The following is a 24,017-nucleotide window of genomic DNA, read 5'->3' on the forward strand; positions in this document are numbered from 1 at the left end:
AATATAAAAGTATAATGGAAAGGAGAAAGTTTATAAAGACAAGTGCAATAGCAGGAACGGGATTACTGTTTACTCAAAATATTTTTGCTAAAACGCTGAGCATAGAAGATTTTCCTGTGGTTCGCGTTCCAAAAGATAAAAGACATTTTACCAGTGAAGCGGTAGAAACTGCCATTGCAGCTTTTAAAAAGAAAGTGAAAAATAAAGAGCTCTCATGGCTTTTTGAAAACTGCTTTCCCAATACTTTAGATACCACCGTTTTTTATAAAGAAATCAATGGAACTCCCGATACCTATGTTATTACAGGAGATATTGATGCCATGTGGCTTCGCGACAGTTCTGCCCAGGTTTTCCCTTACCTGCAGTTCTCAAAGAAGGATGAAAAACTTCATCAACTGATCTCCGGAGTGATTCATAAACAGACAGAATTCATCCTGAAAGATCCTTATGCCAATGCTTTTTATAACGATAACAATAAGATAAGCAAGTGGAAAGAATACGATCATACCGACATGAAACCCGGGACCCACGAAAGAAAATGGGAGATCGATTCACTGTGTTATCCTATCCGTCTGGCTTACCATTTCTGGAAAACCACGGGAGATACAAAACCTTTTGATAACAATTGGTTGCAGGGAATCAAGCTTACTCTACAAACTTTCATCGAGCAACAGAGAAAGACAGGTTTAGGCCCCTATCAATTCGAGCGTACAACAGCCTGGGCTACAGACGGAATCCCGATGGGTGGCTACGGGTATCCAACAAACCCTGTGGGACTCATCAACTCCATGTTCCGTCCAAGTGATGATGCTACCATCTATGCTTTTCTTATCCCTTCCAATTTATTCGCAGTCGTGAGTTTACGTCAGGCAGCAGAAATGGTTTCACAGATCAAAAATGAAAAAACACTGGCTCAGCAGCTGAATAGTCTGGCCGATGAGGTAGACGCAGCCATCAAGAAATACGGGATCTATAATCACCCTGAATACGGGAAGATCTATGCCTTTGAAACGAATGGATTCGGGAGTTACAATTTAATGGATGATGCCAATTGTCCGAGCCTTCTGGGACTTCCTTATCTGGATGCCGTAAAAGCCGATGATCCGGTTTATATAAATACCAGAAATTATGTTTGGTCTAAAGATAATCCTTTCTTTTTCAAAGGGAAACTAGCGGAAGGAATCGGTGGTCCTCACATTGGTCTTGATATGATCTGGCCCATGAGTATCATTATGAAAGCTCTTACTACTAAAGATAGAAAAGAGATCAAATGGTGCATAGAAACTTTACAGAAAACTCATGGAGGAACAGGCTTTATGCATGAGTCCTTCCATAAAGACAACGACAAAAAGTTCACCAGAGAATGGTTTGCCTGGGCCAATACATTATTCGGAGAACTGTTATGGAAAACCTTTAACGAGAATCAAGATTTACTGACTTAGACTCGATATTTGCAGAAGGTGGCAGTATGCCCTTTATTCCCGTTTTTTTAGTTGCAGTGTTTTACCAGAAATTCATTGAGGGAGGACCTTGTGAAATTCTCAGTCCGTAGCTGATCATTTTCTTCTTTTCCGGAGAAAATAAATAGATATCAATACATCCAAATAACTTAAAAAAAACATTATGAAAAAAGCCATTACTACATTGATCCTGATGATCATCCATGCCATGCCTGTGTTGAATGCACAGCAGCTTAATCCTACGGGAATATGCTATGTGGAAGTGAACAACAATAATATCCTGAATGCCGGAGCCTACAAACTGCAGACATCAGGGAATTATTTATTTAACGTTGTTAATATTTTTGCGGCCAATATCAATTACGATACAGGTCGTGGAAGAGCCTATCTGAGTAATAATAACAACGTAACCAAAGTACTTACCAATGCCAATACGTACATAAAACCGCTTCAGGATAAAGGGATGAAGGTGGTTTTAACGATTCTGGGAAACCATCAGGGAGCAGGGTTCTGTAACTTTCCAACCCGTGAAGCAGCTAAAGACTTTGCTTTGCAGCTTGCACACACTGTGAATACCTATGGATTAGACGGAATTGATTTTGATGATGAATATTCTGATTACGGACAAAACGGAACAGGTCAGCCCAATGACAGCTCATTTGTGATGCTTGTTCAGGAACTGAGAGCTTTGCTTCCGGATAAAATCATTTCATTTTATTATTATGGTCCGGCGGCTTCAAAACTTTCCTGGAACGGGTTGAGAGCGGGAGATTATATCAACTACAGCTGGAATGCTTCGTACGGAACTTTTTCTGCACCCAACGTTCCGCCTCTTACCAAGGCACAGATTTCTCCTGCAGCAGTTTGGATGGGAAATACTTCTAATGCTACAACAACAAGTTTAGCGAACCAAACTAAAACCGGCGGATATGGACTTTTCCTTTGGTACGACCTTCACGGAACTAATGAAACAGCACAACTTTCTGCAGGAACACAAACATTATACGGGCAACAGACTGTCTTAAGCACTCCTTTACAATCCTGGACGCAGGGAGCCAATTGTGATGCTCCAATAGGATTGTTCACCAGCAATCTTACCGGGACAAGTGCAAAACTGAACTGGTCAGCGGTAGGAACCAATACGTATGATGTAGATTACAAACCGGCTTCTTCCACAACATGGACTAGTGCGGCGACAGCTACTGCCACTACTTCAGTTACCATATCAGGATTAACAGCCAATACAGAGTATGACTGGAGAGTCAGAACGAATTGCAGTGTTAAAAGCACCTATATTTTTGCCCCAAGATTTAACAGCGGAACAGGAACGGCTCCTTCAGGTTCTACCTCTCTTTCTCTGGATGGAAGCACTGAATCAGGTACAGCCGGAAACCTTACTTTAAGCGGGTCAGCATTATCATTAGAGGGCTGGATAAAGCCATCATCTTTTAAGTCTGCATCACCTTATATTTCCTCGGTTATGGGTACGGAAGTAAGCGACAGTAATTCAGCTTTCTTGCGTTTAGGAGATGCCAATCTTGCCAATAACAAACTCCAGTTTGTGATAAGTATCAATAATGTTCAGCAAAAGCTGGCGTCAGTCACTGCCTTAAATACAAATACCTGGTATCACGTTGCCGCAACCTATGATGGTGCTAATATGAAACTTTATATCAATGGCGTGCTAGATGCCAGCAGAGCCCAAACCGGAAACGTTGCCTCCAGCGGGGCATTCAACGTGGGTTATTTATACAATACCTCCAGAAATTTCAATGGTAAAGTAGATGAGGTCAGAGTTTGGAAAAGAGCATTAAGTCAGACAGAAATCAGCCAGAAGATGTGTAATGTAACGCTTCCGGCGACTTCTCTTGCTGCATACTGGAAATTTAATGAAGGGAGCGGTTCATCAGTTCAGGACAGTTCAGGAAACGGAGTTACCTTAACATTGACAGGAGTGGATACTTCCAATTGGGGAACAGATGTTCCATGTGCAACAGCGACTCAAAAAGTTTCGTCGAATACAAAGAACAAAAAAGCAACAGACCTGGAGCAAGGGGCAGTTAAAAAGAAAATCAGATTATACCCAAATCCTGTAAGTAGCTCGTCACCACTTACGGTGTCTGTTCCGGAAGAATATAATAGAGGAAAATTATCGGTTTATAATTTTAATGGAGGTGTTGTAGAAACCCAGACTTTACAGTCCGGAGATCACCCGTACAATATGTCGAAGCTTTCGATGGGGAATTATATTATTCAGTTTGAATCTCCGGACGGGGGTTTAAAGCAGACAGAAAAACTAATTGTAAAATAAAAAAGCAGTCATTGGGCTTCGTCCCAATGATTTTACCGACCATTAAAATAAAATTACATGAGAAAAAAATCTATTTTTACTGCCCTGATCGCATTGGTCATTCAAGCGGCATCCGGACTTCAGGCACAGCAGCTTAATCCTTTGGGGGTGTGTTATGTAGAGGTGAATAACAGCAATATGCTGAATGCAGGATCTTATACTTTGCAGAATACCAACAGACAACTTTTCGATGTCGCTATTATTTTTGCAGCCAATATTAATTATGATGTTTCTAAAAGCAGAGCTTACATTTCCAACAATAACAACGTAACCAAAGTATTGAACGATGTTACCACTTATGTAAGACCTTTGCAGCAAAAAGGCATTAAGGTGTTGCTGGATATCTTAGGAAACCATCAGGGAGCAGGAATTTCTAATTTCCCGAACCGTGAAGCAGCTCGCGACTTTGCTCTACAGGTAGCCCATACTGTTTACACCTATGGTCTTGATGGTGTTGATCTGGATGACGAATATGCAGGCTATGGAAATAACGGAACAGGGCAGCCGAACAACAGTTCATTTGTCATGCTCTTGCAGGAACTCAAATTAGCTATGCCGGATAAGCTGATCACTTTTTATTACATTGGCCCAGCGATATCAAGACAAAGTTACAATGGTGATGCAGCCGGAAATTATATCAATTATGCCTGGAACCCGTATTACGGGACGTATAGCGCTCCTTCAGTACCACCACTTAATAATACTAAGCTTTCAGCTGCGGCTACCTGGATTCAGAACAGTAATCCGCAATCAACTTCTCCAGCTACACTTACGACGCTTGCCACCAATACAATGAATGATAACTATGGAGTGTTTATGTGGTACGATCTTAATGCAGCCAACAATGCCAGCTACCTGAGTACCGGATCCAATATTCTTTATAACGAAAATACATTGCTTAGCGGACAGCTTTACTCATGGACTCAGGGAGATGCCTGCGATCCGCCCTTAGGGCTTGAAGTGACGAATACCACAGGAACTTCAGCGAAATTAAACTGGACAGGGAATGCTTCTCAGACCTACAATATTGATTACAAACCAGCCAATTCAACTACCTGGGTGAATGCAGCGACCAATTTATCCGGAAATAATACCATCATCAGCGGGCTTACTCTGAACACAGAATATGACTGGAGAATACAGTCGAATTGTTCAGCAACCATAAAAAGCACCTACCTGTTTGCTCCCCGTTTTAATTCCGGAAGTGCATGCGGAACGCCATCGGGCATGAAATCCGAAAGCTATCTGGGAACTACAACCAAATTATCGTGGGATGCAGTAGGAGGCGCATCTTCTTATAATCTACAGTATAAAACTGCTGCCGCTACAACCTGGACGGATGTTCAGAATATTGCGACAAACTCTTATACCCTTCCGGCTTTAACGGAAAATACAAATTATGTCTGGAAAGTACAGGCAGTATGCGGGGGAACAAACACCAGTGTATATTCAGGAGAATCAGCATTCAACAGTGGATTTGCTCCTGTACAAAGCCCTGGAGCAAGATCGCTTTCGTTCAACGGAAGTACCCATTATCTGAATGCAGGACAGTTTAACCTTAACGGAAATGCTGTGACCTTCGAAGGATGGGTAAAAGTAAATGCATTCAAACCAAGCTTTCCTTACATCTCATCCGTAATGGGTATTGAAGTAGGCGACAGTAATTCTGCAATGCTGAGATTCGGGGACGGAAACCTGGCGAATAATAAGCTACAGTTCATATTAAGCTTTGGAACTGCTCAGGTAAAAGTGAATACTGCGACCACATTCAGTACCAATACATGGTATCACATAGCAGCTACTTATGACGGTGCGGCCATGAAGATCTATGTGAATGGTGTTCTGGATGCAAGTGCTCCCGCGTCAGGTAATTTCACTGCAAACGGTATTCTTTATCTGGGTAGAAATTATGAGAATGCCCGTACCCTTAACGGATTCTTAGATGAATTCAGAGTATGGAAAAGAGCATTGACACCCGCGGAAATTCTTGCCAACAACTGTAATGTTCCAGCCAACTCTCCCAACCTTGAAGCTAACTGGAAAATGAATGAAGGCAACGGAAACGGAGCTTTGGATGCTACAGCCAATACGCATTTTGCTACCTTGATCGGAATGTCCAATACCAACTGGAGAACAGACGTAGCCTGCACGACACTATCAACAAAAGATATTTCTTCCGAAAAAAATCAGGTGAACTACGCATATCCAAATCCGGTTAAAAAAGGAAATGATATTCATTTTGCCATTAAAGAAAATTCTGCTACTGAAATAACAGTATATGATATGACTGGAAAATTAATGATAAGTCAAAAAATTGATAAAAAAGATATGGCAATCAGCACTCAGAATTTATCTGCGGGGACCTATATCTATAAAATACATTCAAAAGACAACACGATACAATCTTCTGGAAAAGTGATTGTACAATAAAAGTTTAATCCTCGTTAGGCATATAAAAAGTAGAAATAAATTAGGGGATTTTAGTATGGACAGTCGGGAAGTGAATAGCTTCCCGGTCTGTCTGTTTTAATAGTAAAAAAGTATAATTTTAGATAGAGTATATTGATATTTTTGACGTCTAATATCTGATGTCTGAAATCTATTATCTAACAAAAAAAATATAATGCAAAATATAGTAGGAATAGACATTGGTGGTTCACATATTACCATGGCTCAGGTTGATCCGGAGAAACGTGAAATCATCAGTTCTACATATGTAAGAGAACATGTAGACTCTTTTGGACTACGGGAAATGATTTTTTCTGCCTGGATCTCTGCCATTGAAAAAGTGGCTGTTGATTTGGCTAAAAAGGATCTTCTGATTGGGATAGCAATGCCCGGTCCTTTTGATTATGAAAACGGAATCTCACTCATGCAGCAGGGAAAATTTATCGATATCTATCAGGTCAATATAAAAAAAGAATTGGCTGAAAGACTCTTGATTTCCCCTGATCAGATTCATTTCTTGAATGATGCAGGAGCTTTTCTGGAAGGAGAAGTTTTTGGAGGTTGCGTACAGGATTACAGCAGAATTTTTGGAGTCACTTTGGGAACAGGATTGGGAACTGCTTTTTATGATGGAGAAGTAGCGTCAGATGAAGACCTTTGGGATTCACCTTTCAAAGATTCAATCTGTGAAGACTATCTGGCGACAAGATGGTTCGTGAATCATTATTATGCTTTAACCGGTGAAAAAATATCAGGAACGAAAGACCTGCTGGATAAGCCGGAAGAAATACAGAACAAAATGTTTGACGATTATGCAGATTCTTTCGCGGAATTCATTGTAAAATATGTAAAAAATTATGACCCTGAAGTTTTGGTTATAGGTGGAAATATTGCAAAAGTTTATCCTTACTTTAAAAAGAGGTTAAATCAGCACCTGGAGGAGCATAAAATCAATCTTCCTATTAAAATTTCCGCTATTTTTGAAGATGCTGCTATTCTCGGTGCTGCGGGCTATGCCTTAAAGAAAGCCCGAATCAATTTAACAAAATGATACCATGAAGTTTTTATTTTCAACTTTTTTTATTGTACTTAATATCTTTGCATTGGGGCAGGGAATATCTCCTGCGGACTATGTGAATCCTTTAATGGGAACCCAGTCCAAACCATCTTTATCCAACGGGAATACGTATCCCGCCATCGGACTTCCATGGGGAATGAACCTCTGGACGCCACAAACCGGAAAAATGGGTGATGGATGGGCTTACTCTTACGATGCGGACAAAATAAAAGGCTTTAAACAAACGCACCAGCCATCTCCCTGGATGAATGATTACGGTGCTTTCGCCATCATGCCGGGAGTCGGTAAACTAAAATTTAAGGAGGAAGAACGGGCAAGCTGGTTCAGCCATAAAGCAGAAAATGCAAAACCCTACAGCTACAGCGTTTATCTGGCGGATATCAATGTGACGACGGAGCTTACTCCAACGGAAAGAGCCGCCTTTTTCAAATTTGATTTCCCGAAAACAGACAGCGCATATGTCGTGATTGATGCTTTAAACAAAGGTTCTTACATTAAAATTCTTCCCAAAGAAAGAAAAATTCTGGGGTACACCACGAAGTATTCCAGAGGGAAATATGACAATTTTAAAAACTACTTTGTCATTCAGTTTGATAAAGATTTTGACTTAACGACGACTTGGAAGGACAGCGTTTTTGTAAAGAGTCAGTTGGAAATGACCAGCGATCACGCCGGGGCAATCGTTGGGTTTAAATTAAAAAATAAAGAAAGTGTTTATGCGAGAACAGCTTCCTCATTCATCAGTTTCGAACAAGCAGAACTGAACCTGAAGAGAGAAATAGGAAACAGAAATTTTGAACAGGTAAAAACGGATGCTAAAAATATCTGGAATAAAACCCTGGGCAGAATTGAAGTAAAAGGCGGAACAGATCAGCAGATGAGAACCTTTTATTCCTCGCTTTACAGAACATTATTTTTCCCTCAGAAGCTATACGAGATCGATGCCCAGAACAAAGTAAAGCACTGGAGTCCTTATAACGGAAAAATCCTGGACGGAAAAATGTTCGCAGGAACAGGCTTTTGGGATACGTTCCGTGCTTTGTATCCTTTTCTGAATCTGGTCTATCCAAGCATGAATGTTGAAATGCAGGAAGGTTTGGCCAATACATTCAAAGAAGGAGGATTTCTTCCGGAGTGGAGCAGTCCCGGATATTCTGATATTATGATCGGAAACAATTCAGCTTCGGTGGTGGCAGATGCTTATGTCAAAGGGCTCCGCGGATATGATGTGGAAACGCTCTGGCAAGCGGTGAAACATGGAGCCAATAACGAAGGCCCGATTGATGCGGTTGGACGTAGAGGAGTAGACTATTACAATACTTTGGGCTACGTTCCTTACGATGTCAAAATCAATGAAAATGCAGCTAGAACGCTTGAGTATGCGTACGACGATTTTGCGATTTATCAGCTAGGAAAAGCACTGGGAAAACCTGCTTCAGAAATTGATATTTATAAAAAAAGAGCAGATAACTATAAAAATGTATTTGACCCGGAAACAGGTCTGATGCGTGGTAAAAACAAAGACGGAAAATTCCAGTCGCCATTCAACCCGTTCAAATGGGGTGATGCATTTACTGAAGGGAACAGCTGGCATTATACCTGGTCAGTTTTCCAGGATATCGATGGCTTGTCTAAATTAATGGGGGGTAAAAAGAAATTTGAGGCCAAACTGGATGAGGTTTTCTCCCTTCCGCCGGTCTTTGATGATAGCTATTATGGAAGTGTCATTCACGAAATCCGTGAAATGCAGATCATGAATATGGGACAGTATGCCCACGGAAACCAGCCGATCCAGCATATGATTTATTTGTATAACTATGCAGGAGCACCATACAAAACGCAATATTGGACAAGGCAGGTAATGGATAAGCTGTATTATGCAACACCGGACGGCTATTGTGGGGATGAAGACAACGGACAAACTTCCGCATGGTACGTATTTTCAGCCTTAGGATTTTATCCGGTAACACCAGCCACAGATCAGTATGTTTTGGGAGCGCCGCTCTTCAAGGAAGCAGTGATTCACCTGGAAAATGGTAAGACAATTGAAATAAAAGCACCGGCAAACAGTGCAGAAAATCTATACGTTAAATCATTAAACGTAAACCTTCGGTCTTATTCGAAAAACTGGCTCAGCCATAAGGAATTAATGAACGGAGCGGTGCTGGAATTTCAGATGGACAGCAAGCCCAATAAAGAAAGAGGCTCTGAGGAAAAAGACTTTCCTTATTCAATGTCGAAGGAATAATGATCAACAAACTTTATATTTGAAAAATAATTTTAGAACAGGAATAAATTATGAGTGCAGAGAAAACAGAAATATTCGATAAGGTAGAGAAAATGCTGGAGAACCAGGGTTTTACTATTGCTGCAAAAGATAATACAAGACCCTGGGGTGGTTTTTTCGTGATCGACGAAAATCAGGCTCAGGATTTTGCCAATCAGTATTTTGACGGAATTAATGTAGAAAGCCTGAAAATAGGAGGAAAACTGAGCCCTAAGATCCTTTTGGTTGCCCCGGATGCCCGTTTAAGCTGGCAGTACCATCACCGCAGAGCAGAAATCTGGCAGGTAGTGGAAGGAACCGTTGGGATCAAAACAAGCAATACGGATGAAGAAGGAGAACTGAAAGAATACCATCCAAAAGATCAGATCAAACTTCAGCAGGGTGAAAGACACAGACTGATTGGACTTGACGGTTGGGGTGTAGTAGCGGAAATCTGGCAACACACCGATGCTTCCAACCCTTCGGACGAAGATGATATCGTAAGAGTACAGGACGATTTCGGAAGATAATATCCGCAAAACAAAAAAAGACTGTTTTTGAGACAGTCTTTTTTTTGTATCAAATAACCTATAAACCAAGTTAATTTCTTTCTTATTTGTGTTTTTAAGTTTTCAAAAAGTTCTCGAGGTTATCTGTACATCAATAATTTTTTTCATCATTTTTGTTTCCAGTAAAATTTCCCGTTTGGAATAAATTCTTATTGGGTTAATTTTACTGGTACAAAGTAACAGCTTTATAAAATAAAATTCCCTATAAACAGTATCGATGTATATCTGTGAATCATAGATGTTTATCTATAAAAACAGCATCGATTCGATGCTGTTTTTGTTTTTATGTTGTAGGTAAATATAAACCTATAAGGTTTGTTTGTATTCTATATCATCTCCTTCATCAAATCAACTTGTTGATTGCTCTTTCCTCCCTAAAATCTACACTACAAAAAATCAATTTTACGTTTAAAAAAGCTTAATGATTAGAAAGTCACGTCCAGCCCCACATAAAAATTAGCCTTCATAATTGGGGCATACACCATCCCGCCATCAAAATAATTTCCAAAAGGATTTCTGAAATCAACAATGGCATTTTTCTGATAGTAAGACGTAAGGTTTTCACCTCCTAAATAAGCTCTGATCTTTTTATTAAAGTTCCTTGAGATCTGTGCATTCAATACGGCATAAGAATCAGAATATACTGGTAGCTGGAATTCAGCAGGATTACTCGATGTCTCCGGAAGTCTCTGCTTTCCTACCCAGTTCAGGGTCGTATCAAAACTCCAGAATCCACCTTTATCATTTTTATTCGTTGCATAGGCAAGATTCACAAAACCTCTGTGCTTGGCCATGAAAGGAACCTCTCTTCTGCCATCGATATAATCTGCCTGAACATCATAATATTTATAAGCCAGTCTTACATCAAAATTCTTGAAAGGCGTAAAATCCCATTGCGTCTGGAAAGAGTTCGCAAACGATTTCCCTTCTAAATTATAGAAGGTAAGCTGCTGTGGAGAACGGTCAAGATCAACAAGCACCTGATCCTGAAAATCTGTTCTGAAAAAATCAGCGACAATTGAAGATTTTCTACCGAAAAGTTTGAATTCCTGCTGTAAGCTGGCTCCATAGTTCCACGCGATTTCAGGTCTTAATCCATAAATATTTCCACCGTTTTGCAGGATCTGAATACTTCTGTTTGATGCAAAATACTGTTGGTTTTCTGCAAAAACATTAGCCGTTCTGAATCCTCTGCCCGCAGAAAGTCTTAAGATCGTCTGAGGAGTGAAATCATACTTAAAATTAACTCGTGGGGTAAACTGAGTTCCCGCAAGATTATGAAAATCTGCTCTGGCTCCTGCTACTAAAGTATATTTTAATCCGGTCAATGTATATTCAGCGAAAATTCCCGGAACGATTTCATTTCTCTTCATATCATCCATTAGGTACGTTTCCTCGTAGCCGTCATATAAAAAGCTGGCTCCGGCCTTATACTTATGGTTTGTATTTCCGATGATGCTTTCAAAGATTAAATTTGAGTAATAGGTGTGTTGTTTCCCTGCATAATTTCTCAGTCCGAAAAAGCTATCCTGCTGATGATACACATACTGGTTCATCCAGCCTAAGCTCTGGTAAGGTTTTCCTTTAAATACATATCCTGTTTTATTCCAGACCTGGAATCTTGAAATATCAATACCTACACCATAAGCACCCTGTTTGTCCTGACCCAGTGTTTTATCAAAACCAATCTGTCCGGCTGTTCTCTCATCCTTGATGAAATTAATCCCGAAATGAGATCCGAATCCGGATTTTTCAAGGTCATTATAATTAAGGAGATAAGCTGCGTTGATTTGCGTTCCTTTCGGTCTGTCCAGGAAAGTATCGTGATTCATATCCGTATCTCCGAAAGTTCCGTTTCCGTGTAATAAAAAGGTCTGTGACCATTTCTCATTGATAGGAGAGACGCTGGTGATATTGGCTTCCGCTCTTCCATTGAAATCAGCAAAAATATTTAGTGACGTTTCAGGTTCTTTGGCATTTTTCAAAAGCTCGGTGTTGATCTGTCCTGTGATACTTTCGTAGCCATTTGTAACCGTACTTCCCCCTTTTGTCAGCTGAATGCTTTCAATCCATCTTCCGGGAATGAAATTTAATCCATAAGCCGAAGCAAGACCTCTGATTTCAGGAAGAAGCTCCTTTGTTAAGCTCGTGTATTTTTGATCCAGTCCAAGCATTTTTAATTGTTTGGTTCCCGTAACGGCATTGCTGAAGGAAACATCTACAGTAGCATTCGTTTCAAAGCTTTCCGAGAGGTTACAGCAAGCCGCTTTCAGTAATTCCTTTTTATCGATATTAAAAACAAGACCTGCTTCCTTTTTGCTTAATGCAGTGGCTGCTTTTGAACCGGTAATTGTTACTCCTTCAATGCTTTTTTCGGAGGGTTTATGGTCTTCAGTAAGGGTAGCTGGCTGATGTTCTTTATGGTCATCATGTTTTGCTTCCTCTTCGAAATGGACATCCGGATTAGCTTCTCCGAAAGGAATATCCCTGTCGTACAGACAGCATCCCGGAAGGTTTTTATAAACTGCATCAGACGTTTTGTATTTTTCGTTGTCATGACCGGCATCGGCAATAGCTTTCAAAACCTTGTCTGATGAGGTTTTTGAAGGATCAAAAATTAAAGTTACTGTTTGCTTTTCTGCGCTCCATTCTGCTGAATCTGCACCAGCTGTTTTTGCTGTTTTTTCAATTCTGGCTTTGCACGAAGCACAGTTTCCTTTTACATAAAACTCATTGTCTTTTTTAGCATGATGCCGATGAGCTTCCGCAGGGGGAGACTGAGAGTCTCTTTCATAATGACAACATCCCGGAAGATCTTTATAAGTAGCGTCAGAAGACTTGAATTTTTCATTGTCGTGGCCGGCATCGGCTACTTTCTTGAGGATTTCATCTGTAGAAACGTTACCGTCGGTTTCAAGGGTTAAAGTTTGCAGATCGATAGAATAAACTGCAGTTTTAGCACCCGCTTTTTTGGCCGCAGTTTCTATTCTGGTCTGGCACATTTCGCAGTTTCCTTTAACTTTGAACTTACTTTTTGATAGGTTTTGTGCTGATATAAAGTGTACAGACAGGACCATTAGACCAAGAATGAACTTGGAAATATATAATTTCATTTGTTTAAAAGTTTAGATTAATTATAAACGGTCCATTAAAATGTTTAACGGACTCACTGTTTGATAATTAACCTATCTTAGGTGGTTGCCAGATCTCTTTTAAACGGTCTGATAAATGAGGCGGTGAATATTGGAACTGAGGATTCTTATTGGCTTTGTAATAAGACAGTTCGAAATGTAAGCCTTTAGAAAACGGTGTTTCTATATACGTGTAGCATGCAACGCACGTTGAACAGCAGTCATCATTACATGAAGACTTTGTATCGTGGTCGTTACTGTTTTTTGAAGTGTGGTTTTTGCAGCAGTCGCTCTTTTCAGCCTTGGCTTTACAGCATGTATCCTGCATAGATTGAGAGTAGAAGCTGTCTTTAGGAACTAAAAAAATTCCTAGACAAAAAATAACTGCAAGAATGTGAAACAGCTTCATCTCTGCAAAAATACAAAAATTATGACAAAGGATCACCAACTTTTAGTGCACAGTTGTGCCAAGGTTCTCCGTGTGCCGGGTTCAGTTTGGGTTTTGGGCCTGTTGGAGCTGGTGCTGTTACCGGACCGGGAACGTTTTGTGCACTTTGAACGGGTTGTGGTGTAGGCGTCGGTGCTGGCGTTGGTTTACTGTTTAAAGGCTGACCTACTGGAATATCACATCTGTGACCTGGCTGTCCGTGTGGAGGATTCATACCGGGAGCTGTTTTCACCTGCTTTCCATTGTTGTCGATCACTACTTTTCCCGGTGACATGGAATTAGGATCTATTTTAATGGCATTGTTGGGAGTTGTTGCCACGTTTTGTGGTGCTGCCTGTCCTGGTGCCGGACTTCCATTCAAAGGCTGTCCTACCGGGATATCACATCTGTGGCCTGGCTGCCCGTGTGGAGGATTCATGGCTCCGGCTGGTGCAGCTACAGCGGTAAGGTTGGGTTTATTAGATTGGATGCCTGCCTGCTCCATTAGAGAAGCTTTGGGCGCTGAATTCACAGCCACACTGGGCTGCTGAGCACCTGCCTCTTCTTTTAAATAAGTAGCTTTTTCATCTTTGTTACATGAAACAGCTAACACTGAAATGGCGATAACGCCTAAGAATGTATTTTTCATATCCAATCGGTATGAAACAAAATTAGCAAAACATTTTTAATTGTTTTGCTAATTTTATATTTATAATATGGTTTTAGAACTAATTTTTAACTAAAAGTCTAAATCCTTCTCCGTGAACGTTGATAATTTCCAACCCTTCATCGTCTTTTAACAGCTTACGAAGCTTGGCGATATATACGTCCATACTTCTTGCCGTAAAGTAATTTTCTTTTTTCCAGATTTTTCTCAAAGCCAGATCTCTCGGCATGAAATCGTTTCTGTGGATACAAAGAAGTTTTAACAGTTCATTTTCTTTTGGAGAAAGTTTGTATTCTTTATCACCTACTTTCAGCTGTCTCAGCATAGAGTCAAAGAAAATATTACTGATCTTAAATTGCTCCTGTTCTTCATTTTCTAAAGTAGAGCTTCTCTGCAGGATCGCTTTGATCTTGTATAAAAGAAGTTCCGTATCAAACGGCTTTGTAATATAGTCATCTGCACCCAGTTGGTATCCCTTAAGGATATCTTCTCTCATATTTCTTGCCGTAAGGAATATGATAGGCGTATTTTTATCGATTTTTTTTACGTCTTCAGCTAATGAAAACCCATCTTTTTTAGGCATCATCACATCAAAAATACAGATGTCAAATTCATTTTCTGTAAATTCTTTCAAACCCTGTTCTCCATCTGTAGCAAGGTTTACCTCAAAATTATTGATCGTCAAATAATCCTTCAGTACTGCCCCGAAACTCTGATCGTCTTCTACTAATAATATTCTGTTGCTCATGATTTTAATAATTAAAATTAATGATTAAAAATTAAGAATGAACGTTCTCACTCTATCTTCTATATTTTGTTATTTGGTTCTATATTTTAATGATAATTGATCAATGATTCTTTGCTGTAATCTGATCATTTATCATTGACTTCTCATCACTTATGATTTAGCTCATCGGCAGCTTGATCGTAAACGTACTCCCTTTGTCTTTGTGGGAATCTACGATGATCTGTCCTTTGTGCAGTTCTGCAATTTTCTTTACGTAAGAAAGTCCCAGTCCCTGTCCTTTTACATTGTGAATGTTTCCGGTTTCTTCCCTAAAGAATTTTTCAAATATTTTGGTCTTGTTTTCTGTTTCCATTCCCATTCCCTTATCGGAAATTTCTATGACGTACCAGTTTCCTTCGTTTCTTGTCTTCACATGAATCTCGGGTGCATCCGGTGAATATTTGTTGGCATTGTCCAGTAAATTCACCAGCATATTTGAAATATGGAACTCATCTATTTTGAATGTATAATTCGTTGCATTGAATTCCTGTGTCAGCGAGCCGTTTCTTTGTTTTACAATAAGATTAAAAGATTCTGTTGTTCTCTTAATGAGCTCACGTACGTTGGTTTCCCTTAAGAAGAGTTCTACTTCATTTCTTTCAAGCTTAGACATGTTCAACACGTTTTCCACCTGCTTTTTCATCCTTAAATTTTCCTGCTTGATCAGTTCCGAATAGTATTTTACCTTCTCGGGGTTGGTTGCGATCTTGTCGTTGGCTAAAGAATCTGTTGCAACAGAAATGGTTGCCAGCGGCGTTTTAAACTCATGAGACATATTGTTGATGAAATCTGTCTTTACTTCTGCCAGTTTTTTCTGTCTCATCATATAATTAATGGAAATAATATAAATTCCCAGAATGGTCAGTAGAGAGAGGAAAGTTCCGAGAAGCATCGGCCAGTTGTTCATGGCCAGTGAGTATTCTTTTTTAGGAAAAACTAAAGCCAGACTGTATAAAGTCCGGTTTTTAACATCCGTAAAAAGAGGGTAGCTGTAGGTATTGTTATCTTTTTTCTCTTTGTATGATTTATTGACAACACTGGTGAGATTGTTGTTTTTGTCGATGACTCCATACCCGAATTTTGCTGTAATTCCTTTTATTTTCAACTCTTTTGCGATCACAGAATCAAGAATATTGGCGTCTACTCTTTTAGCAATTGGAAGATTGGTGCCCAGTACTTTTACAAATTCCTTTACGGCGTAATCTCCGTTTTCAATATCGTTGTTAAGCTCTGAGGTGAGAAGCTCTCGGTTGGTTGTGTCCTTTTTTATCTTGTAGGTTGCATTGTCAGTATACAAAGTCGTCAGCTTTACCGAATCACCTTTTGGAGATATCGGAAGCTGAGTTTTTGATATAATATTTTTGGAATAGATGATCTGGCGTTGTGTACCGGAATCTTCTACCTGTTGGATCGTGGTTAAAGAAGGTTGGTCTTTATTGGCAAGAATATTGTTTCTTAGATTTTTATAATCCTGATTCAGATATTTATCTGCTTCAATTTCTTCAATATTTTTAGCCGTATTTTCTAAAGCGGAATATACTTTATTCGAAAATTCCTGTTCCAGAGCACCATAATAACCTTTCAGCCAATAAAATTGGAGCGTAACAAAGACAATCAGTGAGATCGTCATAAACACTGAAATTATTGGGATGAATTTGTTATTCATTACTTGATTTTATATGTTTGAAAAAGATGAATGTTAAAATTAATTATTTTAAGACTTGATAAACAAAAAACGAGCCAAAAAATTGTTTAATTTCTCTTAAAAGGGAGTTTTTTAACAATTATTTATGAATTATAAATTACTTGTCCTATGGAAAGTCCTGTACAGAGATAAAATAGCTAGCTTTGTTAAAAATAACTACTTATGGAATCTACTATCATTTTTAACAAAGATTTTGATTTGAACACTGTCTATGTCATGAAAATTTATGATGCGGATGTTTCAAAAGTGTGGGGCTATTTTACCCAATCCGAATTATTGGATCAATGGTGGGCTCCAAAACCCTGGAAATGCGAAACCGTAAAACAGGATTTTAAAGAGGATGGAGTCTGGCATTACGCGATGGTAGGACCTGATGGTGAAAAGATGTACGCCCAGGTGAAATATGGTGAGATTACCGAACATAGAAGCTTTGACGGAACGGATGCTTTCTGTGATGAAAAAGGAAACATTAATGAAAACTTTGCACCGTCGAAATGGCTGTTCGGTTTTACCGGAGTAGAAGAAGGAACTAAAGTGACCATCAATATTCATTTTCCTTCTCCGGAAACGATGAAACAATTGTTGGAAATGGGCTTTGAAGAGGGATTTAAGATGGGACTGACACAGCTTGAGGAAATACTCAAATAAGGTGAAGATCTGAGAAAGACCGTCATTGGTGTTTTTTATGTTTTGGCTAAAGCCTTTAGTGCATTGTAAAAGAAAAGACGGGCTTTAGCCCGTCTTCTATTGAATTTTATATGTGCGTATGCATTTTTAAATCAGTTCTTCTTCCTGAAAATACTGTATAATTGCTTTTTTCATCAGAAGAGATTGTTCATTGGGTCTTAATTCCGGAAGAGTTTCCAGTTTATCATATTGTGGCCATCCGTCTTCATAATGGGTAAACTTATAATATCCAAATGGTTCCAATAGTCTGCATACTGCAATGTGGATTAGATTTACCTTATCTTCTTTTGTGTATTTCTGTTGGCCGCTTCCAAGCTCCTGTAGTCCTATCAGAAACAAAACTGTTTCAATCGGAGGATTTTTTTCAGTTTCGAAATTGTCTTCAAAAAACTGTTCTATCTTTTTCCAGTATTCTCCTTCGTTGATCATTTTTTTATATTTTCTATTTTCAAAAGAAACGCATATTCCAGTGCGTCTTCCTTCAATGATTCAAATCTTCCGCTCGCTCCGCCGTGTCCTGAGCTCATGTCGGTTTTGAACAATAGGAGATTATCGCCTGTTTTAAGTTCTCTCAATTTTGCCGTCCATTTTGCCGGTTCCCAATACTGTACTTGTGAATCGTGAAGTCCTGTTGTGATCAGCATGTGTGGATATTCTTTCGCCTCAATATTATCGTAAGGCGAATATTCCTTCATGTACTGATAATATTCTTTGTCATTTGGATTTCCCCATTCATCATATTCTCCGGTTGTCAATGGAATAGTTTCATCAAGCATCGTAGTAACTACATCTACAAATGGAACCTGTGCTACAATTCCGTGAAAAAGTTTAGGTTCATAATTAACAACAGCTCCTACGAGAAGTCCGCCTGCGCTTCCACCCATCGCGTACATATGATTGGATGAAGTATAGTTTTCCTGAATCAAATGCTTTCCTGCATCGATGAAATCAAAGAACGTATTTTTCTTAAAGAGCATTTTTCCGTCTTCATACCATTCTCTTCCCAGGTATTCTCCACCACGGATATGAGCGATAGCGTAAATAAATCCTCTGTCTAAAATAGAAAGTCTTACATTGGAAAAACTCGCGTCTACTGTATGTCCATAGCTTCCATAACCATATAAAAGTAATGGAGTATCTGCAGACTTTTGCGTGTTTTTGTGATAAACAAGAGAGATCGGGATTCTTGTTTCTCCATCTCTGGATTCTGCCCATATTCTTTCTGAAATATAGTTTTCAGGGACGAATTTTCCACCAAGAACTTCCTGTTGTTTCAGAAGTTGAGTGGTTTTTTCCTTCAGATTGTATTCGTATGTGGAACTTGGCTGCGTCAGTGAAGTATAGCCATAACGGAGAACTTCGGTGTCAAATTCCATATTGATTCCGATGTAAGCCGTGTACGTTGGATCAGAAAAAGGAAGATAATAAGATTCTTTAGTTTTCTCATCAATAATCTTGATCTGTAGTAATCCTTCTTCTCTCTCTTCAAGAACCAGATAATCTCTGAAAATCTCAAAACCTTCCAAAAGAACTTCAGCACGGTGTGGAATAACATCTACCCAGTTCTCCATCCCGCAGTTGTTGATTTTGGTTTTTACAATCTTGAAATTGATCGCATCATCTGCATTCGTGATGATGTAAAATTCATCTTCAAAATGCTCTACCGAATATTCAAGATCATCTATTCTGGGCTGGATAATCTTCCATTCTGCAAAAACATTGTCAGAAGGAATGAATCTGTGTTCATCAGAAATCGTGCTTGAGCTCGCAATGAAAATATATTCCATTGATTTTGTCTTGAAAACATTCACGTCAAAAGTATCATCATCTTCATGGAAGATCAAAATATCCTCCGAAGAATCTGTACCCAGTTTATGTCTGTACACCTGGAAAGCACGTAAACTTTCATCCTTTCTGATGTAGAAAACATGTTCATTGTCATTCGCCCATACCGCTTTTCCTGTAGTATTAAGGATTTGATCTGAGTAAATTTCTCCTGTTATCAGGTTTTTGAAATTGATGGTGTAGATTCTGCGGCTTACATTGTCTGATGAAAAAGAAACCAGCTCATTATTGGGAGAAACGGCAACGCTTCCTACCTCAAAATAAGTTTCGCCTTCTGCTAATATATTAACATCTACAATGATTTCTTCCTCATTGTCCAGGCTTTTGTGTTTTCTGCAGAAGATAGGATATTCTTTTCCTTCTTCGTAGCGTACAATATACCAGTATCCGTTAAAGAAATAGGGGAGAGACTCATCGTCTTTTTTGTAGCGGGCTTTCATTTCTTCGAAAAGTTCCTCCTGAAAAGCTTCTGTGTCTTTCATCATCAGCTCTTCGTATGCGTTTTCCTCTTCAAGGTATTTAATGACTTCAGGGTTTTCCCTTTCGTTAAGCCAGAAGTAGTTATCTGTTCTTCTGTCGCCGTGTATTTCTAGTATTTTTTCTATTTTTTTTGCCTGTGGAGCTTTCATCCGAATATTTTAATTTTTTATTGGGCCGGATGGAACGTACTTATACATTTTCTCTTTTTTGGAGTCGTTTTTATAAGCGCGTTTCATTCAATATTAATTCTTGTTCAAATTTAGTTAAAAAAAAGCCATCTTTCCTGATTGAAAAGACGGCTGTTTTTATCTTAAGTATTAAAGGCTATTTGTGAAGCGATTTAATATATTTTTCAAGTGCCATTGTCATAGATGGAGTTTCCTTTGTAGGAGCCATTAGATCTACTCTTAAGCCTGCTTCTTCTGCTGCTGCTAAAGTGGTGTTTCCGAAAACACCGATCTTGGTTTCCTCCTGTTTGAAGTCCGGGAAATTCTGCTGCAAAGATTTGATTCCTTGCGGGCTGAAAAAGATCAGCATGTCATAATCCTTAGCATTGATGTCTGTCAGATCACTGCATACCGTTCTGTACATGATCGCTCTTGTCCAGTCAACATTTGATGCCTCCATCGTTTTTACGATATCCGGACTCAAGCCGTCTGAAGATGGCAAAAGATACTTTTCGGTAGGGAATTTTTTGAACAGAGGCAGAAGATCTGAGAAGTTTTTCTCCCCAAAACTGATCTTTCTTTTTCTATAAACGATATGTTTCTGAAGATAGTTGGCAATCGCCTCTGACTGGCAGATGTATCTCATCGTATCCGGAACGGCAAAACGCAGTTCTTCGGCAAGTCTGAAGTAATGGTCTATCGCATTTTTGCTGGTAAAAATAATCCCAGTAAACTGCGTCAGATCTATCTTCTGAGTTCTGAGTTCTTTGTTGTCAGCTCCTTCGACGTGGATGAAAGGACGGAAATCAATCTTTATTTTTTCCTTCTTTGCTATATCCAGATATGGAGAAGACTCACTAGGCGCTGGTTGAGAAACCAATATAGACTTTATTCTCATCATTGACTTTTATTAAAAAAATAACAACTTCCAAAGCAACAATAAAGGTGCGATTTGGAGGGTGCAAATATACAAAAATTTATAATACCATTTTTCGGGAAGTATGTTGTTTTTGTGAAACAAATAGAAGAAAATCTTGAAAACCGCGACAAATGCAAAGAAAGAGAAATAGTATAAAAATATTTTATTTCTGTCGACGGGGAAATAATAGTGGGTTACACACAAAATTATTAATAAAAATGAAAGGATGAAGTAAAATTTTGTGGAGGTAAAGTAAAAAATTGACCATTTTTTGCCATCACCTATGCTTTGGTAGAATAAAAATCCCAACGCAGATTTAGATACATAAAAAAATATGACCGCCAGTAACGTATATCCGAATTTATTAAGCTGATAGCCCATTAGCTGCAGATCGGCAATATATTTAGGAACAATAGGAATATATTGGGAAAGCAGAACAGATAAGGTGAGTGCCGTCACACATGATGTGATGATCCAGCTTGGCAGGTTGTTGCTCGCGTCAAAATATTTCTGAAGCAGGAAGTCTTTCAGGCTGGCGTCTCTCTCTATGATATTCATCATGAAAACATAAAGGAATATGCATCCTATTAAGATAAAGATTACCCAGTCATTGTTCTCAGGTATTCTTACGTTGTTGATAAAGTTTTGTGATAACGGCAAAGGAATGTTTTTTTGCAAAATTATAGATTATTTTGTATAAAATAAAAAGGTTAAATAAACTATCTTTGCAAACTGAAATGAAAAAACTCGTCATCATCCCTACCTATAACGAAAAGGAAAATATTGAAAATATTATTTCCGCGGTTTTTGCATTGGAAGATGACTTTCATGTTTTGGTTGTGGATGACTCCTCTCCGGATGGAACGGCAGAGATCGTTAGGGGTCTGCAAAAGAGATTTTCTCATCATTTACATATGTCGGTAAGACATGTGAAAGACGGTTTGGGGAAAGCATATATTCATGGATTTAGATGGGCTATTGAAAATCAATATGACTACATTTTTGAAATGGATGCCGATTTTTCACATAATCCGAATGATCTGCCGAAACTTTTTGAAGCTTGTCTGAATGCCGATATGGCCATAGGATCACGCTACTCAAAAGGCGTAAATGTAGTGAACTGGCCTATGGGAAGGGTGTTACTTTCTTACTTTGCTTCTAAGTATGTAAGATTTATTTTAGGACTTCCTATTCATGATACAACGGCAGGTTTCGTGTGTTTTTCACGGAAAGTTCTTGAAGAAATCGGACTGGATAATGTGAAACTGAAAGGATATGGCTTCCAGATCGAGATGAAGTTCAGAGCTTTTAAAAAAGGTTTCAAAATTGTAGAAGTTCCTATTATATTTACAAACAGAATTTTAGGAGAAAGCAAAATGAACGGCGGAATCATTCATGAAGCGGTATTTGGAGTTTTAAATTTAAAATGGAAATCAATAATCAACAGATTATGAAAAAGCTGGTCTTCATTTTCGTTATGCTTGGCATGTTCTCATGCGGCGACTATATCGACAAACCCAAAAATTTGATCGAGCCGGAAGCTATGGCTGAGATTCTGGCTGATCTTACCATTACGGATCAGGCTGTTGTTATATATCCGAACAAAAACTTAGAAGCGGGAACAAGATTTGTTCTTAAGACTCACAAGGTTAAATCTGAGGATTTTGTAAACAGCTTTCAATATTATGTCATCAAAGACAAAATGAAAGATATTGCGGAAGATGCGCAGAAAATTGTATTAAAAAAAGACCCGAAAGCTGAGAAATATGTCCAGGACAAGTTGAAAAACGCTGGAAATATACCCGTTTTAGACAAATAATTATGAAGCAGAAATGATTCTGGGATAAAGCAGAATCGTTAATAGCGGTGAATTAAAAGAATATACGAATGAAATTTTTTAATATAGAAAAAACCTCTGAAGGAAAAGCAAGAGCGGGGGAGATCACCACAGATCACGGTAAGGTCCAAACGCCCATCTTTATGCCTGTGGGAACTGTAGCAAGTGTAAAAACAGTTCACCAGAGAGAATTAAAAGAAGACATTAAAGCCCAGATTATTCTGGGTAATACCTATCATCTGTATCTCCGTCCCACTATGGACATTATGCAGGAAGCAGGAGGACTGCACAAATTTATGAACTGGGATCTTCCGATTCTTACCGATTCAGGAGGTTTTCAGGTGTTTTCACTTTCCAAAAGCAGAAAAATGTCTGAAGAAGGTGTGAAATTCAAGTCCCATATCGACGGAAGCTATCACCTATTTACACCTGAAAAATCTATGGAAATCCAAAGACAGATCGGCGCGGATATTTTTATGGCTTTTGATGAATGCGTTGCTTATCCTAGTGGATACAATGAAGTAAAAGCTTCTATGGAAATGACCCACCGATGGTTAAAAAGATGCATCGATTGGAATGAAGCAAATCCTGAATTATACGGTCACAAACAAAGATTTTTCCCCATTGTTCAAGGTTCTACCTATTCGGATTTAAGAAAAATTTCAGCGGAAGTAATTTCTGAAGCAGGTGCTGAAGGAAATGCAATCGGCGGACTTTCCGTTGGTGAGCCTGAAGAAGAACTGTACAGAATTACCGACGAGGTTACCGATATTCTTCCAAAAGACAAACCAAGATACCTGATGGGAGTAGGAACTCCCTGGAATATTCTTGAATCTATTGGTTTAGGTATCGATATGATGGACTGTGTAATGCCTACCAGAAATGCGAGAAACGCAATGCTTTTCACATGGCAGGGGGTGATGAATATGAAAAATGAAAAATGGAAGAGTGACTTTTCTCCTTTGGATGAATTTGGAACAAGTTTCGTAGACAGAGAATATTCGAAAGCATATCTGCGCCATTTATTTGTGTCTAAAGAATATCTTGCCAAGCAGATCGCATCGATTCATAACCTTGCATTTTATTTAGACCTTGTGAAAGTGGCCAGAGAACATATTGTGGCAGGTGATTTCTACGAATGGAAAAAATCTTTGGTACCGGTTCTTAGACAGAGACTTTAAAATACAAAGATCA

19 protein-coding genes are annotated in these 24,017 nt (G+C 39.0%); 10 read left to right on the forward strand and 9 right to left on the reverse strand.

Features of this window, described 5'->3' with window-relative positions; translation table 11 throughout:
* Positions 1–14: 14 nt before the first annotated feature.
* From NZD88_RS20405 to NZD88_RS20430, 6 genes are all read left to right on the forward strand, one after another.
* Positions 15–1,442: a glycoside hydrolase family 125 protein gene (locus NZD88_RS20405; RefSeq protein WP_259831598.1), complete on the forward strand. Its 1,428-nt coding sequence runs from the start codon at positions 15–17 to the stop codon at positions 1,440–1,442.
* 181 nt (positions 1,443–1,623) lie between these two features.
* Positions 1,624–3,771: an endo-beta-N-acetylglucosaminidase H gene (locus NZD88_RS20410; RefSeq protein WP_259831599.1), complete on the forward strand. Its 2,148-nt coding sequence runs from the start codon at positions 1,624–1,626 to the stop codon at positions 3,769–3,771.
* A gap of 57 nt (positions 3,772–3,828) precedes the next feature.
* The gene (locus tag NZD88_RS20415) at positions 3,829–6,240 is read left to right on the forward strand and encodes an endo-beta-N-acetylglucosaminidase H (protein ID WP_259831600.1); all 2,412 of its coding nucleotides are present in this window, start codon (positions 3,829–3,831) and stop codon (positions 6,238–6,240) included.
* A gap of 193 nt (positions 6,241–6,433) precedes the next feature.
* The gene (locus NZD88_RS20420; RefSeq protein ID WP_259831601.1) at positions 6,434–7,309 is read left to right on the forward strand and encodes an ROK family protein; all 876 of its coding nucleotides are present in this window, start codon (positions 6,434–6,436) and stop codon (positions 7,307–7,309) included.
* 4 nt (positions 7,310–7,313) lie between these two features.
* The gene (locus NZD88_RS20425) at positions 7,314–9,584 is read left to right on the forward strand and encodes a GH92 family glycosyl hydrolase (protein WP_259831602.1); all 2,271 of its coding nucleotides are present in this window, start codon (positions 7,314–7,316) and stop codon (positions 9,582–9,584) included.
* Positions 9,585–9,634: 50 nt separating this feature from the next.
* Positions 9,635–10,132 (forward strand): cupin domain-containing protein, encoded by a 498-nt coding sequence (locus NZD88_RS20430; protein WP_169235889.1) that lies wholly within the window; start codon positions 9,635–9,637, stop codon positions 10,130–10,132.
* 464 nt (positions 10,133–10,596) lie between these two features.
* Here NZD88_RS20430 and NZD88_RS20435 read toward each other — a convergent pair whose 3' ends face one another.
* The 5 genes from NZD88_RS20435 to NZD88_RS20455 form a co-directional block, all read right to left on the reverse strand.
* Positions 10,597–13,284, reverse strand: coding sequence for a TonB-dependent receptor domain-containing protein (locus NZD88_RS20435; protein ID WP_259831603.1), 2,688 nt, complete (start codon positions 13,282–13,284; stop codon positions 10,597–10,599).
* Positions 13,285–13,351: 67 nt separating this feature from the next.
* Positions 13,352–13,711 carry a hypothetical protein gene (locus tag NZD88_RS20440; RefSeq protein WP_259831604.1) on the reverse strand — a complete coding sequence of 120 codons (360 nt, stop codon included), beginning with the start codon at positions 13,709–13,711 and terminating at the stop codon, positions 13,352–13,354.
* 19 nt (positions 13,712–13,730) lie between these two features.
* Positions 13,731–14,378, reverse strand: a complete 648-nt coding sequence (locus NZD88_RS20445; protein ID WP_259831606.1) for a hypothetical protein — start codon at positions 14,376–14,378, stop codon at positions 13,731–13,733.
* 79 nt (positions 14,379–14,457) lie between these two features.
* Positions 14,458–15,144: a response regulator transcription factor gene (locus tag NZD88_RS20450; protein ID WP_034700772.1), complete on the reverse strand. Its 687-nt coding sequence runs from the start codon at positions 15,142–15,144 to the stop codon at positions 14,458–14,460.
* 157 nt (positions 15,145–15,301) lie between these two features.
* Entirely contained in the window at positions 15,302–16,849 is a 1,548-nt protein-coding gene (locus NZD88_RS20455; RefSeq protein WP_169235892.1) for a sensor histidine kinase, read from the reverse strand.
* Positions 16,850–17,050: 201 nt separating this feature from the next.
* On the opposite strand from NZD88_RS20455, the gene NZD88_RS20460 reads away from it, so the two are divergent.
* On the forward strand, positions 17,051–17,536 hold the full coding sequence (locus NZD88_RS20460; protein ID WP_259831608.1) for an SRPBCC family protein: 486 nt from the start codon (positions 17,051–17,053) through the stop codon (positions 17,534–17,536).
* 126 nt (positions 17,537–17,662) lie between these two features.
* Here NZD88_RS20460 and NZD88_RS20465 read toward each other — a convergent pair whose 3' ends face one another.
* From NZD88_RS20465 to NZD88_RS20480, 4 genes are all read right to left on the reverse strand, one after another.
* Positions 17,663–18,004 (reverse strand): hypothetical protein, encoded by a 342-nt coding sequence (locus tag NZD88_RS20465; protein ID WP_169236681.1) that lies wholly within the window; start codon positions 18,002–18,004, stop codon positions 17,663–17,665.
* The gene (locus NZD88_RS20470; RefSeq protein ID WP_259831610.1) at positions 18,001–20,049 is read right to left on the reverse strand and encodes a S9 family peptidase; all 2,049 of its coding nucleotides are present in this window, start codon (positions 20,047–20,049) and stop codon (positions 18,001–18,003) included. The genes NZD88_RS20465 and NZD88_RS20470 overlap by 4 nt, the downstream gene beginning before the upstream one ends.
* A 175-nt stretch (positions 20,050–20,224) precedes the next feature.
* Positions 20,225–20,965, reverse strand: a complete 741-nt coding sequence (locus NZD88_RS20475; protein ID WP_259831644.1) for a uroporphyrinogen-III synthase — start codon at positions 20,963–20,965, stop codon at positions 20,225–20,227.
* Positions 20,966–20,977: 12 nt separating this feature from the next.
* Positions 20,978–21,646: a DUF4271 domain-containing protein gene (locus tag NZD88_RS20480; RefSeq protein WP_259831611.1), complete on the reverse strand. Its 669-nt coding sequence runs from the start codon at positions 21,644–21,646 to the stop codon at positions 20,978–20,980.
* Positions 21,647–21,723: 77 nt separating this feature from the next.
* Between NZD88_RS20480 and NZD88_RS20485 the strand changes: the two genes are divergently transcribed.
* The 3 genes from NZD88_RS20485 (at position 21,724) to tgt (ending at position 24,004) form a co-directional block, all read left to right on the forward strand.
* Positions 21,724–22,440 carry a polyprenol monophosphomannose synthase gene (locus tag NZD88_RS20485; RefSeq protein ID WP_169236684.1) on the forward strand — a complete coding sequence of 239 codons (717 nt, stop codon included), beginning with the start codon at positions 21,724–21,726 and terminating at the stop codon, positions 22,438–22,440.
* Positions 22,437–22,805 carry a DUF4296 domain-containing protein gene (locus NZD88_RS20490; protein WP_259831612.1) on the forward strand — a complete coding sequence of 123 codons (369 nt, stop codon included), beginning with the start codon at positions 22,437–22,439 and terminating at the stop codon, positions 22,803–22,805. Before NZD88_RS20485 ends, NZD88_RS20490 begins: the two co-directional genes overlap by 4 nt.
* 68 nt (positions 22,806–22,873) lie before the next feature.
* Entirely contained in the window at positions 22,874–24,004 is a 1,131-nt protein-coding gene (tgt, locus tag NZD88_RS20495) for a tRNA guanosine(34) transglycosylase Tgt (RefSeq protein WP_259831613.1), read from the forward strand.
* The last annotated feature ends 13 nt before the right edge of the window (positions 24,005–24,017 follow it).

This window comes from Chryseobacterium pyrolae, from assembly GCF_025153485.1.
GTDB lineage: Bacteria > Bacteroidota > Bacteroidia > Flavobacteriales > Weeksellaceae > Chryseobacterium > Chryseobacterium antibioticum.